Genomic DNA, 14,348 nt, shown 5'->3' on the forward strand with positions numbered 1-14,348 from the left:
ATAGAAGTGTAAAAAGCACGACGGTCAGATCGCCACTCACTCGGCGTCGGTCGACGCGGCCCGCCGGCCAAACAGGACGCTCAGGATCGCAGCCACGAGGCCAGCCAGCAGGGCGAGCGCCCGCCGGTGCATCGACGCCTGCAGCTGGTAGCTTCGGTCGCGCGCCCGATCGTCGAACGGGCCGTGTGCACCGAAGTCGCTCGATACCGGGTCGTGAAGATTGTGCTCTCGGTCGGGATCGACCGGCTCGTCGATCTGCTGGGAGTCGTAGCCACCGCGTGCGAGATAGGTGTCGAGTCGCCGCGGCATGATACGGTTGCCGAGGATCGCTTTCACCGTCGATCGGCCGACCCAGAACTCGTCTTTGTCGTGATCGACAGCCCATCGGATCGCACGCGCGGCGACTTCCGGCTGGTAGATCGGCGGCACCGGCTGTGGTTTTCGAGACATCCGGCTTTTCGACCACTCGAACTGCGGGGTGTTCATTGCGGGCATCTGTACCATCGACAGCTGGACGTCACAGTCGTCGTGGATGAGTTCCGTTCGAACCGATTCAGTAAACCCCTGGATCGCGTGCTTCGCGCCGCAGTAGGCCGATTGCAGGGGAATGCCCCGATACGCCAGCGCCGAGCCAACTTGGACGATCGTTCCCTCGTTGCGGGGGCGCATCCGCTCGAGTGCAGCCTGCGTCCCGTAAACGTAGCCCAGATACGTAACCTCGGTGACGCGGCGGTAGTCTTCAGCGGTCATCTCCGCGGCCGGCGAGAACACCGAGACCATCGCGTTGTTCACCCAGACGTCGATCGGTCCGAACGCGTCCTCGACAGTTTCGGCCGCGTCTGCGACCGCGTCGGGATCGGCCACGTCCGTCGGGACGACGACCGCCTCACCGCCGGCTCGTTCGACCTCCTCGCGTGCGGCCTCGAGGCCGTCTTCGCCGCGTGCGAGCAGGCCAACGTTTGCGCCGCGGGCGGCGAACGTGCGAGCGGTAGCTCGTCCGACGCCGGCCGATGCACCCGTGACGACAACGACTTCAGAGTCTGTTGCTTCTGCCATGGTTAGCTACTGAGGGGGTTCAGTCGGTCGACCGTCTCGAGGGTGGCGTAGCGCTCCCAGCCGCCGTACCGGTCCTCGAACGAGCCGCGGGGGACGCTGAGCAACACCACGAGCGCGCCGGCGACGACGGCGTTGATCGCGGCGAGCGTCGGAACACCGGTCGCCAGCCACGGGGCAACGGCGATCCAGGCGGCCAGCGGAACGTTCAGGAACCGGATCGCGCGGGCGGGCTCTGCGGTCGCGATCACGGTAAAGGAGACGACAAGCGAGCCGACCAGATGGCTGCTGTCGGCCATGAAGCCGGTCGTCCCGAAAACAGTCGGCGAGAGCATGAGCCACGCGCCGAGTGCCATCGCAGCCAGCAGCGTCCACGGGATCGAGACGCCCCAGAACGGCTCGCCGATCGGTGAGTCGCCGATCGGTCGCTCCGCGGTCTCGTCGACGCCGGATTCGTCTTCGGGGATCGTCCCACCCATCCAGAAGGCGGTCCAGAGGCTGTCGCCCTGGCGCATTAGCCGGACGAGATACTGCCCCATCGCGACGACCTCATCGACCGTCAGCGAAATCATCCACAGCATGCCAAAGGCCGAGAGGAGACAGAGAGTACACCATGTCCCGACCATGATCGGCTGCATGATGACCAGCAGCACTTGAACGAAGCCCAGCGGGATCACGACGACGCCGAAGAAGGCGACCATCCACGGCATCGTGCGCCAGCGCCGCCGGTCGCCCATGAATCCCATCAGAGCCTCGACCGAGTAAGCCACCGCACCGAGGCCGGCGTCGGAGACGGGGAACGCCTCCGACACCTTCGACGTGAGGATTTGCTCGGAGCCCGAGCCGTAGATCGGGTCCCAGACGCTGCCGATATAGCCCAGTTGGAAGGCGGCCATGTACCACGAGGCGACGAAGCCGAAGATCCCGAGCGCGATCAGCGGCGCGCGCTGTGCGCCCGTCGAGGGGTTGTACGACCAGCCCGGCGGAACGGCCGGTCCATCCATCTCCGAGCGCATCACGATCAGGACCGAGAACGTGATCACCATGATGCCAACGAGGCCGCTGTTCGCGTAGGCCGCTGCCGTCGGTGCCAAAAAGACGATCGGCGCGAACACCAGCCACAGGCCGACGACACCGTTGGCGTAGTTCGCGTAGCCACTCTCGCGGAAGATCGTGAGGCCAGCCAGCGCGATCAGAACAAGTCCGCTTCCCACGCTGTTCCAGAACACCAGCGCGCTCTCGTAGCCGAGTGCCGGCGCGGTCGCAATGAGCCAGATCCCAAGCGAGACGACGGCATACTGGGGCCAGATCTCCGCTGTCGGATGCTTGAGCATCATCTCGCCTGGCCGCATCGAGTCGCCGTCCTGTCTGTCGGCCTCGTCTCGGTTTCTGTCGCCGCCGTCGGCCCGCAAGCGGCGCTTACGTGCGTCGGTCGTGTCAGCGGTCCGTTCGTCGATCGAGTCGTGGGTGCTATCGTCACTCATTGTCTCTCACTCCGTGTCGGTCGGCGGATGATCTCCTCGCTCGAGTCGAGGGCTGCGAGCGACTCGTCGCGGCCGAGCGGTGTCGGTGTGTCCGGCGATGGGGCACTCGAGCCAGCTGCATCGGCCAGCGAGAGTGCGCCGTTGATGAGCCCGATGTGGCTGTACGCCTGTGGGTAGTTACCGCGCTGTTCGCCGGTTTCGGGATCGACCGCCTCGGCCAGTAGCCCGAGCGGACTGGCGTACTCGAGGACTGACTCGAAGCGGTCGGCCGCCTCGTCGGTTCGCCCCGCGAGTGCGAGTGCGGTGACGAGCCACAGCGAGGTGACGACGAACGGGCTGTCGGTGCCCGGAAGGCCGTCGTCACCCTCGTAGCGCCGGACGAGGCCGTCGTCGGTCGCCAATCGGTCGAGCGTCGCGTCGATCGTCCCCTGGACACGGTAGTCGTCCGGCGACAGGAAGCCGACGATCGGAACGAGCAGGTTCGCCGAATCGAGCGTGTCGTCGTCGCCGAACGCGCGCACGAAACTGTTCGTGTGTTCGCTGAACCCGCGCTCGAGGATCGCCGTCCGGACGTCGTCACGACACGTCCGCCAGCGCTCGAGGGGTGGGTCGATACCGTCGGCGGCTTCGGCCAGCTTGATCCCGCGGTCCAGTGCGGTCCAGCACATAACCTTCGAGTAGACGAACTGCTGTGGATCGCTTCGGACCTCCCAGATGCCCGCATCGGGCTCGTCCCAGCCCGCACAGACGTGGTCGATGAGGTCGCACATCACTGCCCAGTCGTCGGTCGTCACCGCCTCGCCGTAGCGGATTGCCTCGTAGATCGCGAGGATCAGTTCGCCGTAGACATCGAGCTGGTGCTGCTTTCGGGCCGCGTTGCCAACGCGGACGGGGGCGGAGCCGCGATAGCCCTCGAGGTGGTCGAGGACGCGCTCCTCGAAGTCGCTCCCTCCGTGGAGGCCGTAAACGGGTGGCACCGCGGCGGGGTCGTGCTGGCGGCAGTGGTCGAGACACAGCTGGAAGTACGACCGGGCCTCTGCAAGGTGGCCCAGTTCGGCCAGCGCCCGGACGGTGAAGGCCGCGTCGCGGATCCAGTTATACCGGTAGTCCCAGTTACGGACGCCACCGAGATTCTCGGGAAGCGATGTCGTCGGAGCCGCACACACCGCGCCACTTTGGCGGTGGATGAGCAGTTTGAGGACGAGCGACGAGCGAACGGCGAGGTCGTGCCACCGGCCGCCGACGGAACAGTCCGTCCCGTTGCAGTCGTGGCTCCATTCCTGCCAGTAGTCGAGGGTTCGCTGAAGCGTCTCCCGGTGTGCGGCCGGCGCAAGCGGGACTCCCTCGCCGTAACCAAGCACCAGCCAGCGTCGCTCGTCGGCCTCGAGCGTCACCGTCGCGCTCGCCGCATGGCCGCTGGCCGACGGCTCGATCGGAAGGTCACTCGAGAGGACTGCCCGATCGCTGTCGCCGGTCGCAACCACGCCATCCCCTATCGACTCGACCTCGGGAATCTCTCGCGCGTAGTCGAACCGGGGTTCGAATCGTATCTCGAGTTCGAGTGGCCCGTCCACACACTCGAGTCGCCGGTAGACGGCAGGCGGCGGGTCGTCCGAACCAGTTGCGTCCGCGATGGGCATGAAGTCCGTCACCGTCGCTTCCCCGCCGGCGGTTCGGAACGTCGTCTCGAGGACGTTCGTCCGGTCGCGATACCGCTGGACGGAGTCGAACGAGCTCGTCGGCCGGACGGCAAAGCGGCCGCCGCGGTCGGCATCGAGCAACGCGGCGAAGACGCTTGGCGACTCGACGTGTGGGAGCGGACACCAGTCGATCGAGCCGTCGCGACCGACGAGGGCGACCGTGTTACCGTCGCCGATCACGCCGTACTCAGCGAGGCGGTTGTATTGCATGCTCACATCTCGTGGGTCAGTTCGCGCACGGACCGTGACGAGTCATGAATAACCGTTCCAGCGCGTTCCCTATTCGGCAGTCACATGAAAGGGCGGCTCGTGGTCGCGACGGATGCGGTGTGGCTCTCGCGGCTCACGCGAGAACGACCAAACCGCGGTCCTGCACCGACGCGGGCACGAACGTTTTCACGAACCCGGCCGTACGACCGCCTAGCTATGCACCTCGAGCCAGACCGCACGGCAGTGGTGGTCGTCGACATGCAAAACGGGTTCTGTCACCCAGAGGGATCGCTATACGCACCGGGCAGCGAGGCCGTCATCGAGCCGATCGCCGAATTGGTCGAGCGCGCCCGCGAGGCCGGCGTTCAGGTCATCTTCACCCGCGACGTCCACCCACCGGAACAGTTCGACGATGCCCACTACTACGACGAGTTCGAGCAGTGGGGCGAACACGTCCTCGAGGACTCGTGGGAAGCCGAAATCGTCGACAAACTCCCCGTCATGGAGGACGATCACATCATCGAGAAACACACCTACGACGCCTTCTACAAGACCGAACTCGAGGGGTGGTTGAACGCCCGCGGCATCCACGATTTGGTGATCTGTGGCACCCTCGCGAACGTCTGCGTGCTCCATACCGGCGGCAGCGCGGGAGTGCGGGACTTCCGCCCGATCCTGGTCGAAGATTGTATCGGCGCACTCGAAGACGAGCACCACGAGTACGCCTTAGAGCACGCCGACTGGCTGTTCGGCGAGGTCGAATCGAGCGCCGACCTCGAGTTCGCCTAATTGCGACAGCCGTCCCACCGGCTTTTTCGTCGCCGCCGATCCAACGTGCGGTATGAACGGCTTGCAGCCACGTCGTGCGACCTCGACGATCCAGGTGCGGACGGACGGTGACACTCGATGAACCAACAACAGCTGCGACCGCTGTATTTGATCGGCATTGCAGCCAGTGCATACGCGCTCTGGTACTTCGCCACGGCTGGCTCGAATCTGTACGCGATCGCGTTCGGACTCGTGACGGTCGTGCTCGTAGTTCGGCTTCGAAAACTGATTGCTGGCTCCTGAAATGGGGCTGTAAGCCCGCTCTTACTGCGATCGGAAGATCCGGTATGCGCCCTGTCCAATGGCGACGATTTTCGTCTCCCCGTCAGGCGTCGTACTTTCGACGGTGATCTCGCTGACGCCGACGCTGCTGCCGGCTCGGATCACGTCCGCGGTCGCGACGAGATCGCCCGTTGCCGGGCGCAGATAGTTGACGTTCAGGTTGATCGTCGAGATTTTCGTCTCGAAGGGATCGTCGATCGCCGTCCGAAGCGAGAGGCCGCCGACGGTGTCGATAAGTGTCGCTGCGACGCCACCGTGGAGGTCCGCCGGCTCGTCAGGGTCGGCGGTTGGCCGCGTGTTCGTCAGCTTCTCGTCGTAGGGAATCGACATCGTCATCGTCCCATCGCCGACGTTGTCGACGCTCGTATTGAGCCACGCGAGGAACTCGTGGTCCTCCTCGAGAGAATACTGGAGCAGACTCTCGAGGTCGTCGAACTCGTCGAACACGTCCGCCGGTGGCGTCTCCTCGGTCATAGCCTCCCGTCTGTGAGCGACAGTCTTGACGGCTACGTTTCTCGATGTTCCCTCTCAGTCCCGGTCGCTCGAGCGAATCCGCACCTGAACCCGGTCGCCGACCGCGAACGACCGCTCGGGACAGATCAGTTTTGCCCCGAAATCACCATCCTGCGCACAGAACAGCGACAATCCGGTGATCGGCTCGTCGTTTGCCAGCACGGTCACGTCGTCCCACGTGATCGTGCGGCCGTCGGCGATACCGACTCGATCGCCGTTCAGCGCGACCACGGGGTTGGGATCGTCGTCACGCTCGAGCACCCCGCCGCCCTCGTAGTGTGGCAACCCGCCATCCAAGACGCCGCCCCCGTCGGCGCGCACGCCGGCGAAACCAGCGCCGGGGGCGGGGTGTGTGGGTGCGTCGAGCACCGCATAGGTGTCGCCGGTCGCGACGACGCGGCCGGTGCCGTCCCACGCGAGCGGCCGAACCGAGACGCCGAGTTCGATCGGGAGCGAGCCCGACGCCCGATAGGGGTTCTGGTCGGGGCTACGAACCCCCACATGGAGATGATTGTCGACCCAGGGGGCGAAAAAACCTGCTCGGACGAGTCGGCCGAGCGACTCCCCCCGTTCGACGATGTCGCCGGCCGCGACCGATGGCTCGACGTGGAGGATTCTGACCGTCAGTCCCGCGAGCAGACTCGAGTCAGCGGGCTCGAGCAGGATCAGGTGGTCGTGCTCGGGGGCGTAAGGTTTCGGCGGCGCACGGACGGTGCGGGTCTCGCGGACGGTGCCGGCGACCGGGCTCGGCGCGGCGGTCGTCCGCCCGTCGACCAGCGTCCCGGGATAGAGGTCGATCGCACAGCCGCCGTCATGGGCGGGATACGGCGAGTTGTACAGCGAGAAGCGCTCGTACTGCGCCAGTACGGGTTCGGGGAGCGTGACGGCCATCGGATATGAACGCTGGGCGGCGGGAGCGTTTAGACCCACCGGGTCTAACCCGTGGTATGCGCGTCTTTCGTGGCCGGGCAGGGTCCATCGCGGCTGATCGCGACGTGAGTCGACGGCTGCTTTCGATCGCCGCTGACGGCGACCCCGCCGTCCGCGTCTGGACGCCCCATCGACAGATCGCCTTCGGCCGTCGAGACGCTCGCCGCGAGGGATACGACCGCGCCCGCGCGGCTGCCGACAAACGTGGGTTCCCGCCGATCGAGCGCGATGTCGGCGGCCGCGCGGTGGCCTACGACGGCGCCACGACGCTGGCCTTTGCCCGTGCCGAGCCGGTTACTGACGGCAGAACTGGGACGACCGAGCGGTACGAGCGCGCTACGGCCGCTCTCGAGCAGGCGTTGCGGACGCTCGGCCTCGAGCCGAGCCACGGCGAGCCCGACGACTCGTTTTGTCCCGGCACGCACTCGCTTTCTGTCAATACGCGCGCGGACGGACGAGAGCGCAAGATCGTCGGCATCGCCCAGCGCGTTCGCAGTGACGCCGCCCTCGTCGCCGGAATCGTGTTGGTGGCCAATCGTGGCGACCTCTCGGCCGTGCTCGAGGCGGTCTACGACGCGCTCGACGTGGCGCTCGAGCCGGCGTCAGTGGGGAGTATCGCGGCTGCGGGCGGGCCGTCCGATCCCGAGCCCGTTCGCGCGGCGATCGAAGACGCGCTGGTTGGCGACGCGACAGCCGTTTCGATCGAATCGCTATGAGAGAGTGAGATACTGTTTTTTCGCTTCGCGGTGTTCAACTCGCATATGACGAACCGATCACGACTGGAGGGAGCGCAATGACGACGGACGAGTCAGCCGATGACGGGCCGGACCTGGCCGAATCCCTGTGGAACGAGCTCCTCGACGATACACGGGCGGTTGCAGATGAGTACCGCGAGGACGGCTGGGACGTCGTCGTCCTCGAGCCGACCGACATCGCACCGGTCGACAGCGAGGAGCGAGTCGGCCTTGAGGTGACGGTCAGCGCCGACGAGTACGACGTCGTCGGGGGACTCATCGAGGGTGGGGACGTGACGATCACCGCGGCGGACGTGTACTATCGACCGCTCGCCGAGGCGGAGACCGACCAGCGAGTCGCTCTCGCAGTCGAGCGCGATGACGACAGCGAGACGGCGGTCTTCGTCCCGCTTGCGTACGACATCACGGCTGTTCGCCCCGTCTTCGAAACGGCGCTGCGCGAGGAACAACTGCTGGTGCACGTACTGGCCGATCCGGACGACGGCTGGGTCAGCTTCTCCCACGACGATCCGTCGCTGTTTCTCGAGGAGTCGGACGTTCGGGCCTGGAACGGGGAGTGATAGTCACTCCCCGGTTCGAAACGACAAGTCGAGCGACGGCGCGGAGTGCGTAAGCGACCCCATCGAGATCACGTCGACGCCGGTCGCGGCGTAGTCGGGCACGTCCGCGAGGGTGATGCCGCCGCTGGCTTCGGCCAGCACACCATCGTAGTCTGTGAGTTCGTCGACGGCCGCTTCCGTCTGTTCGGGCGTCATGTTGTCGAGCAAAACGATGTCTGCACCCGCCTCGGCTGCCCGCGGGGCGTCGGCGACGGTCTCGACCTCGACTTCGACTTTCGTCGCGAACGACGTTCGCTCCTGAAAGCGTTCGACGGCGTTCTCGAGTCCCAGCTCGGCGACGTGGTTGTCCTTGACCATCACCATGTGGGAGAGATCGAGCCGGTGGGTGTCGCCGCCGCCCGCGACGACCGCGCGCTTCTCGACGCCGCGTAGGCCGGGCGTGGTCTTTCTGGTCGCGGCAATCGCGACGTCGTCGGACTCGTCTCTGGCCGCATCGACCGCCTCGCGGGTCCGCGTCGCGATCCCCGAGGCATGGCCCGCGATATTGACGGCGACGCGCTCGCCACGCAGCACCTCACGGGCATCCCCGACGACCCGGAGCAGTTCGTCACCGGCTTCGACCGCGGTGCCGTCCTCGAGCCGATCGGTCACGGGCACGTCGAGGTACTCGAAGACGGCCGCTGCGGCCTCGAGGCCGGCGGCGACGCCCGACTCTTTCGCGACGAGTCGGCCGACCGTCTCGCCAGGAACCTGATTGGTCACGTCGTGGTGGCCGATGTCCTCGCGGAGCCACTGCTCGATCTGTGTGTCGGTGATCATCTCAATCGTCTGCCGGCGGTTCGGCCATCGATTCGCCGGCGTCCGCCGCGACGTAGTGGCAGCCGATGGACTCCGTATTTTCGCCGGCCGCACGCGCGATCAACAGCGCAGTGACGCTGGCGTTGCGCAGTTCGTAGAGTTCGCGCGCCGTGCGCGTGCGGATGTAGGCGTCGACCTCACCTTTCAGCCGTCGGAGGACAGCACTCGCGCGGGCGATCTCGTCGGGGTCGCGCTCGAGGCCCAGGTACTCGTCCATCGTCTGCTGGAGGCGCGTGAACTTCTCGGCGGCGAAGCGTGCGGGCAGGTCGGGGTCCCGATTCAGGAGTTCGGGAGCCTCGACGACGTCGGGGGCGAACCCAGTTGCATCTTCGCCCGCACGGAGGCCCCAAACGAGGCCCTCGAGCAGGCTGGTACTCGCCAGCCGGTTCGCGCCGTGGACGCCGGTGCGGGCACACTCGCCGACGGCGTAGAGCCGATCGAGCGAGGTGCGACCGCGGTCGTCGACGTCGATGCCGCCACAGAGGAAGTGCTCACTGGGGGCGACCGGAATCTCGTCGCCCTCGATCCCGCGGTCGCGACACTTCTCGGCGATGGCAGGGTAGTCGGTCTCGAACTCGAGCGGGCTGACATCCAGCACGACTTCGCCGGTTGCCTCGCGTTCGGCCTCAACCGCGCGGGCAACGACATCCCGCGGTGCGAGATCGCCCTGTGGGTGGTAGTCGTCCATGAACCGCTCGCCGCCGGGAGACTCCGTCTCCCGAGCCCCCGAGTCTCCTGACTCGGGGACGTCCCCGTTGCGGAGGATGGCCCCCTCACCGCGCAGCGCCTCGGAGAGAAGGAACGGGTCTTCGCCGTCGTAGGCGGTCGGATGGAACTGGATGTATTCCATATCCGTGACGTCCGCGCCTGCGAGCGCAGCCATGGCGATGCCATCGCCGGTGGCGTCGTCCGGATTTGTCGACCGGCCGTAGAGTGCGCCGACCCCGCCGGTCGCCAGCACCGTCGCGCCGGCGTAGATCGGGTGCCCCTCTGGTTCCTCGTCAGTTACCGCGCCGTGAACGCGCCCCTCGGCGGTGATCAGCTCGAGTGCGGCCGTATCTTGCCTCACCTCGATTCGATCGTGGTCGTCGAGGAAGTTCAGGAACGGCCGGAGGATATGCGTGCCCGTCGCGGCGTCGACGTGGAGGATACGGAACTCCGAATGGGCGGCTTCGCGCGTATAGTCGAGGTCGCCGTCGGCGGCTTCGTCGAAGTCGACCTCGAGCGTGTCGATGAGCACGTCCTCGACGGCCTCGTCGGCGTGGTTGACGAGGGTGTCGACGGCGTCTGGATCGGCAGTGCCGTCGCTGGCCGCGATGATGTCCTGTTTGAGGCTCTCGGGATCGCCGCGCGTCGTCGAGATGCCGCCCTGCGCCCAGTCGGTGCTGGCGTCCTCGGGTTTCGTCGCTTTCGTTAGCAGGAGGACCTCCGCGCCCTCCCGTGCGGCCGACAGAGCGGCCGCACAGCCCGCGATCCCGCTGCCGACGACGAGCACGTCGGTCGTTTCGCCGTCTGTCGTCGTCGCCGTACCGGTGGTGGTTTCAGTCATCTTAGATCTCGAGCATCCGATCGAGTGCGACGCCCGCGAGTTCTTTCTCCTCGGGGGCGACCTCGATCACGTTGTGTTCGCGGCCCTCGGCGAGCTCCTCGAGCACCCAGGTCAGATAGTTGGGGTCGATCTGGCGCATGGCGTTGCAGTCCATACAGGCGTCGCCACAGAGCGGGACGACGTCGACCTCGGGGTGCCAGCGCTGGAGGTGGTTCGTGAGGTGGACCTCGGTGCCGATCGCCCAGGTGTCGCCGGGGTCGGCGTTTTCGATCGTCCCACAGATGGTCGCCGTCGAGCCGGCTTTGTCCGCGGCCTCGACAACTTCGCGGCGACACTCGGGGTGGACGATGACCTTCGCATCGGGGTTGTCCTCGCGAACCTGCTCGATGTGTTCGACCCGGAATCGCTCGTGGACCTGGCAGTAGCCGTCCCAGAGGATAATGTCGCGTTCTGCGACCTCCGCCGCGTCCTTGCCCTCGGGATCCCAGGGGTCCCACTGGGCGATTTCGTCTGCCATGCCGAGTCGGTGAGCAGTGTTCTCTCCGAGGTGCTTGTCCGGCAGGAACAGCACCTTGTCGCCTTTGTCGAAGGCGTACTCGAACGCTTTGTGGGCGTTCGATGAGGTACAGACGAGCCCGCCCTGGCTCGCACAGAAGGCTTTGAGGTCCGCGTAGGAGTTCATGTACGTGATCGGGATGATGTCGGCGTCGGGCGCGGCGGCGGTGATCTCGGCCCACGCGCTGTCAACCTGGAGCGCCTCGGCCATGCCCGCCATCGGACACGACGCCTCCATGCTCGGGAGGATCACCGACTGGTCGTCGTCCGTGATGATGTCGGCGCTCTCTGCCATGAACGTCACGCCGCCGAAGATCACGTACTCCGCGTCGGCCTCGGCGGCCTGCTTCGAGAGCTGATAGGAGTCACCGATGAAGTCCGCGTGTTCGACGATCTCCCGTCGCTGGTAGTTGTGGCCCAAAATGACGACGTCGTCGCCGAGATCGGCGAGCGCCGCCTCGATGCGTTCTGTCCGCTCGTTTTCTTCGAGATCGCGGTATCGTGGCGGGAGTTGTTCGAGATTGTCGTATTTGAACAAACTGAGATCGGTTTCGAACTCCGCCGTTTCCATATTGGCCATTTCACGTCACCTATGGGTAGTCCCACATCACACGCGACTATTGAATAACTTTTTCCTTCGAAACCGAAATTCGGGTGAATACCATCCGTGAATATGACGACCGAAACCGGTGTAACGGAGAATGCGGCGCTGTGAACGTCTCTCTGGTATGAATGCCACTGTCTGAGCCGCTGTGGTCCTTATCGTGGCGCTCGTGAGTGGCATATGGCACTCGAGGTCGCCGTCCCGGATGTCCTCCGATGGACTCGCGGACGAACCGACCTCGGGCAGTACGCGACCGCGGCAGCCGAGTGGGCCCCTCGAGAGCGGCGACGGTCGCATGGAGTACACCGGCCCCGGGTCGACGAAGCCCGCGAGGAGTTCGACGACGTTGGCTACTGTGTGCTGTCAGGGCTGATCCCGAACCCACCGGCGAGGACGGACTGGCCGACCTGCGCGCGATCGATGCCGCCTACGAGTTGGCTGAGACGGGCCGGCGGGTCCCGTTCGACTGAGGCGGCGACCGACCGTCGGTCGTGAGCGAGACCAGTCGCCCTCACTCGCCCTGGATCAGGCGGGGGCGCGACCGGCGGCTATTCAAGGCCGGATCACCTACACGGCCGCATGGAGGACGTTACGGACGCCGGAATCTACGCGCGGGAATCGACGTATCTCGATCGATACGTGCAAGTGGGTGCTGCAAGCGGGCGAGTCCTCAGCGTTTCCTTCCCCGACGTACCTGACGCCGACGCCGAGACCGACCACCCCGTTCTCGATCAGATCTTCGAGTACTTAGACGGCCTCGAGCCGGTCAGCTTCGACGACGTGCAGGTCGCGATGACCATGCCGACCGACCAGCGGGCTGTCCTCGAGAGCGTCCGGGAGATCCCCTACGGCGATCAGGTCACCGTCGACACGCTCGCCCGGATGACCTCGGGGCTCGATCACGAAGACGACGATGATATCATCCTCGTCCGGACCGCACTCGACGAGAACCCGGCCCCGATTCTCATTCCGGACCATCGAGTTCGTGACGGCCCAAGCGCCGCGCCGCCGGGCGTCGAGCAGAAACTGCGGTCGCTCGAGGAACTCTAATTGAAGGCCTCCCTTTCGAAATCCGATCGCTGTTCTCCCGGTATTGATCCGCTCCGGCCCGATTTCACTTTCACTTTCGGGCTACCTTTTAACCATGGTCCCCGTGAACACGATGACATGAGCCAAGCGACGCTCGGCGACGACGAGGAACTGTTCGGAGAAGCGGCCACCGAAATGCGCGCGGACGTCGAGTCCTCGCTCGAAGACGCCTGGGGGGCACTCCCCGACGCCGACGACGTCTGGGAGACCGACGCCGACAACGTGTTGGGTGTGCTCAACGGCCTCAACTCGGCGCTCGAGGTCGGCGACGCCGAGGCTCACCTCCGCGATGCGAAAAAGTGGTTCACCATGGGCCAGCGTGCCGACGCCTTCGATGACGCTGACGACCTCAAGGCAGAAATCGCCGACCTCGAAGCGGCAATAGCGGACCTCTCACGGGCGAGCGAGCAGGTCGGCGACCTCACGTCGACGATTCCGGCGCTTCGCGGCACGCTCGAAGATGCCGGACTCACAGACGACGCAGCTGACGATGACGCGGGCGACGACGCGGACGAAGCCGAGGAGTAATGATACCGTTCGGCCGACCCGCCGTCCGATCCTTACCGGTGGTCGGGCCGCGAGACGTCACGCTCGGCGACCGTCTCGAGCAGCCGAGCCAGCGAGTCGGCCGCTAACTCGAGCAGCGTTTCCCCGCGTTGGGCGTCGCCATCGGCCGGATCGCCGACGACACCGTTTTCCGCAAACTCCGCCGAGTCGTAGGCCAGATTGACGTGACTCATCCAGTCGCCCCAGCCGTCGGCCGCGTCGGCACGGGCCGTCTCGATCCGATCCTCTCGGACCAGCTCCGGCTCACAGTGGCGAAGCAGTGCTGTCTCTAAGGGGCCGCCGTGGCCCATATCACCGCTGTGTTCGCCGACGGCTTCGAACCAGGTGAAGGGAACGACGTAGGCATCGCCGGCTCGCGTGAGCCGGCCCCCGATTTCTCGGAGGGCGTCGACGTTGCCGCCGTGACCGTTAACGATGACGACGCGATCGAAGCCGTGGTAAGCGAGGCTTTCGACGGCCTCGCCGACGTAGTCCCGGAAGGTGTCCTCGGAGACCCACATTGTCCCGGGGAACTGGCGGTGTTCCGCGGCGATGCCGACCGGAATCGCCGGCGCGCGCACGACCTCGCGATCGGCGCGTTCGATCCCCGCGTCGGCGACCGCCTCCGCGGTCAGCACGTCCGTCCCAAGCGGAGCATGTGGCCCGTGTTGTTCCGTGCTCCCCACGGGAACGACGGCGAGATCGGTCTCGAGGTCTCGAACGTCCGTCCACGTCGCCGCTGTGAGATCCATGCACGAGTATACTATCGGCTGTACGTCAGTATGGCGGTTCGCCGGCTCGCATGGCGAGCGCAGGCCCAATCCGTTTTCGG

General features: G+C 65.9%; 15 protein-coding genes and 1 pseudogene. 7 read left to right on the forward strand and 9 right to left on the reverse strand.

Annotated elements, in window-relative coordinates:
• Nucleotides 1-36: 36 nt before the first annotated feature.
• From BSG09_RS09720 to BSG09_RS09730, 3 genes are read right to left on the reverse strand one after another with little or no spacing between them, the layout of a single operon-like run.
• Nucleotides 37-1,056 carry an SDR family oxidoreductase gene (locus BSG09_RS09720; protein ID WP_092932553.1) on the reverse strand — a complete coding sequence of 340 codons (1,020 nt, stop codon included), beginning with the start codon at nt 1,054-1,056 and terminating at the stop codon, nt 37-39.
• 2 nt (nt 1,057-1,058) lie between these two features.
• On the reverse strand, nt 1,059-2,537 hold the full coding sequence (locus BSG09_RS09725) for a vitamin K epoxide reductase family protein (RefSeq protein ID WP_092932555.1): 1,479 nt from the start codon (nt 2,535-2,537) through the stop codon (nt 1,059-1,061).
• The gene (locus tag BSG09_RS09730; protein ID WP_092932557.1) at nt 2,534-4,447 is read right to left on the reverse strand and encodes a glycoside hydrolase family 15 protein; all 1,914 of its coding nucleotides are present in this window, start codon (nt 4,445-4,447) and stop codon (nt 2,534-2,536) included. The genes BSG09_RS09725 and BSG09_RS09730 overlap by 4 nt, the downstream gene beginning before the upstream one ends.
• A gap of 216 nt (nt 4,448-4,663) precedes the next feature.
• Here BSG09_RS09730 and BSG09_RS09735 point away from each other — a divergent pair, with 216 nt between their 5' ends.
• Together BSG09_RS09735 and BSG09_RS20795 are read left to right on the forward strand one after the other, a co-directional pair.
• The gene (locus BSG09_RS09735) at nt 4,664-5,236 is read left to right on the forward strand and encodes a cysteine hydrolase family protein (RefSeq protein ID WP_092932668.1); all 573 of its coding nucleotides are present in this window, start codon (nt 4,664-4,666) and stop codon (nt 5,234-5,236) included.
• Between the two features lie 117 nt (nt 5,237-5,353).
• On the forward strand, nt 5,354-5,518 hold the full coding sequence (locus BSG09_RS20795; RefSeq protein ID WP_175542184.1) for a hypothetical protein: 165 nt from the start codon (nt 5,354-5,356) through the stop codon (nt 5,516-5,518).
• 21 nt (nt 5,519-5,539) lie between these two features.
• On the opposite strand, the gene BSG09_RS09740 is transcribed toward BSG09_RS20795, so the two are convergent.
• Nucleotides 5,540-6,031 carry a PaaI family thioesterase gene (locus BSG09_RS09740; RefSeq protein ID WP_092932559.1) on the reverse strand — a complete coding sequence of 164 codons (492 nt, stop codon included), beginning with the start codon at nt 6,029-6,031 and terminating at the stop codon, nt 5,540-5,542.
• A gap of 54 nt (nt 6,032-6,085) precedes the next feature.
• Nucleotides 6,086-6,961, reverse strand: a complete 876-nt coding sequence (locus tag BSG09_RS09745; RefSeq protein WP_092932561.1) for a hypothetical protein — start codon at nt 6,959-6,961, stop codon at nt 6,086-6,088.
• A gap of 56 nt (nt 6,962-7,017) precedes the next feature.
• Between BSG09_RS09745 and BSG09_RS09750 the strand changes: the two genes are divergently transcribed.
• Together BSG09_RS09750 and BSG09_RS09755 are read left to right on the forward strand one after the other, a co-directional pair.
• Entirely contained in the window at nt 7,018-7,716 is a 699-nt protein-coding gene (locus BSG09_RS09750; protein WP_092932564.1) for a lipoyl protein ligase domain-containing protein, read from the forward strand.
• Between the two features lie 77 nt (nt 7,717-7,793).
• Entirely contained in the window at nt 7,794-8,315 is a 522-nt protein-coding gene (locus BSG09_RS09755; RefSeq protein WP_092932566.1) for a DUF7529 family protein, read from the forward strand.
• 3 nt (nt 8,316-8,318) lie between these two features.
• Here the strand turns inward: BSG09_RS09755 and nadC are convergent, their stop codons facing one another.
• Genes nadC through nadA form a run of 3 tightly spaced genes read right to left on the reverse strand, consistent with a single transcriptional unit; the run spans nt 8,319 to nt 11,857 of the window.
• Nucleotides 8,319-9,134, reverse strand: a complete 816-nt coding sequence (gene nadC / locus BSG09_RS09760; protein WP_092932568.1) for a carboxylating nicotinate-nucleotide diphosphorylase — start codon at nt 9,132-9,134, stop codon at nt 8,319-8,321.
• Between the two features lies 1 nt (nt 9,135).
• Nucleotides 9,136-10,722, reverse strand: a complete 1,587-nt coding sequence (locus BSG09_RS09765) for an L-aspartate oxidase (protein ID WP_092932570.1) — start codon at nt 10,720-10,722, stop codon at nt 9,136-9,138.
• Nucleotide 10,723: 1 nt separating this feature from the next.
• Entirely contained in the window at nt 10,724-11,857 is a 1,134-nt protein-coding gene (nadA, locus tag BSG09_RS09770; protein ID WP_092932572.1) for a quinolinate synthase NadA, read from the reverse strand.
• A 298-nt stretch (nt 11,858-12,155) separates the two neighbouring features.
• Between nadA and BSG09_RS09775 the strand changes: the two are divergent.
• From BSG09_RS09775 to BSG09_RS09785, 3 genes and pseudogenes are all read left to right on the forward strand, one after another.
• Nucleotides 12,156-12,351, forward strand: a pseudogene (locus BSG09_RS09775) (Gfo/Idh/MocA family oxidoreductase); the annotation flags it as partial.
• Nucleotides 12,352-12,460: 109 nt separating this feature from the next.
• Nucleotides 12,461-12,931, forward strand: coding sequence for an MGMT family protein (locus tag BSG09_RS09780; protein WP_092932574.1), 471 nt, complete (start codon nt 12,461-12,463; stop codon nt 12,929-12,931).
• 117 nt (nt 12,932-13,048) lie between these two features.
• The gene (locus BSG09_RS09785; protein ID WP_092932576.1) at nt 13,049-13,498 is read left to right on the forward strand and encodes a DUF5790 family protein; all 450 of its coding nucleotides are present in this window, start codon (nt 13,049-13,051) and stop codon (nt 13,496-13,498) included.
• 32 nt (nt 13,499-13,530) lie between these two features.
• On the opposite strand, the gene BSG09_RS09790 is transcribed toward BSG09_RS09785, so the two are convergent.
• A complete protein-coding gene (locus BSG09_RS09790; protein ID WP_092932578.1) occupies nt 13,531-14,268 on the reverse strand; it encodes a creatininase family protein in 738 nt (245 codons plus the stop codon).
• Between the last annotated feature and the right edge of the window lie 80 nt (nt 14,269-14,348).

The organism is Natrinema hispanicum, from assembly GCF_900111485.1.
Classification (GTDB): Archaea; Halobacteriota; Halobacteria; order Halobacteriales; family Natrialbaceae; genus Natrinema; species Natrinema hispanicum_A.

What these genes read in the sequence shown, in the direction of transcription:
- BSG09_RS20795 (WP_175542184.1), top strand. Translation starts at nt 5,354, where the DNA reads ATGAACCAACAACAGCTGCGACCGCTGTATTTGATCGGCATTGCAGCC.
- BSG09_RS09720 (WP_092932553.1), bottom strand. Translation starts at nt 1,056, where the DNA reads ATGGCAGAAGCAACAGACTCTGAAGTCGTTGTCGTCACGGGTGCATCG.
- nadC (WP_092932568.1), bottom strand. Translation starts at nt 9,134, where the DNA reads ATGATCACCGACACACAGATCGAGCAGTGGCTCCGCGAGGACATCGGC.
- BSG09_RS09750 (WP_092932564.1), top strand. Translation starts at nt 7,018, where the DNA reads ATGCGCGTCTTTCGTGGCCGGGCAGGGTCCATCGCGGCTGATCGCGAC.
- BSG09_RS09755 (WP_092932566.1), top strand. Translation starts at nt 7,794, where the DNA reads ATGACGACGGACGAGTCAGCCGATGACGGGCCGGACCTGGCCGAATCC.
- nadA (WP_092932572.1), bottom strand. Translation starts at nt 11,857, where the DNA reads ATGGCCAATATGGAAACGGCGGAGTTCGAAACCGATCTCAGTTTGTTC.
- BSG09_RS09725 (WP_092932555.1), bottom strand. Translation starts at nt 2,537, where the DNA reads ATGAGTGACGATAGCACCCACGACTCGATCGACGAACGGACCGCTGAC.
- BSG09_RS09780 (WP_092932574.1), top strand. Translation starts at nt 12,461, where the DNA reads ATGGAGGACGTTACGGACGCCGGAATCTACGCGCGGGAATCGACGTAT.
- BSG09_RS09740 (WP_092932559.1), bottom strand. Translation starts at nt 6,031, where the DNA reads ATGACCGAGGAGACGCCACCGGCGGACGTGTTCGACGAGTTCGACGAC.
- BSG09_RS09735 (WP_092932668.1), top strand. Translation starts at nt 4,664, where the DNA reads ATGCACCTCGAGCCAGACCGCACGGCAGTGGTGGTCGTCGACATGCAA.
- BSG09_RS09765 (WP_092932570.1), bottom strand. Translation starts at nt 10,722, where the DNA reads ATGACTGAAACCACCACCGGTACGGCGACGACGACAGACGGCGAAACG.
- BSG09_RS09730 (WP_092932557.1), bottom strand. Translation starts at nt 4,447, where the DNA reads ATGCAATACAACCGCCTCGCTGAGTACGGCGTGATCGGCGACGGTAAC.
- BSG09_RS09785 (WP_092932576.1), top strand. Translation starts at nt 13,049, where the DNA reads ATGAGCCAAGCGACGCTCGGCGACGACGAGGAACTGTTCGGAGAAGCG.
- BSG09_RS09745 (WP_092932561.1), bottom strand. Translation starts at nt 6,961, where the DNA reads ATGGCCGTCACGCTCCCCGAACCCGTACTGGCGCAGTACGAGCGCTTC.
- BSG09_RS09790 (WP_092932578.1), bottom strand. Translation starts at nt 14,268, where the DNA reads ATGGATCTCACAGCGGCGACGTGGACGGACGTTCGAGACCTCGAGACC.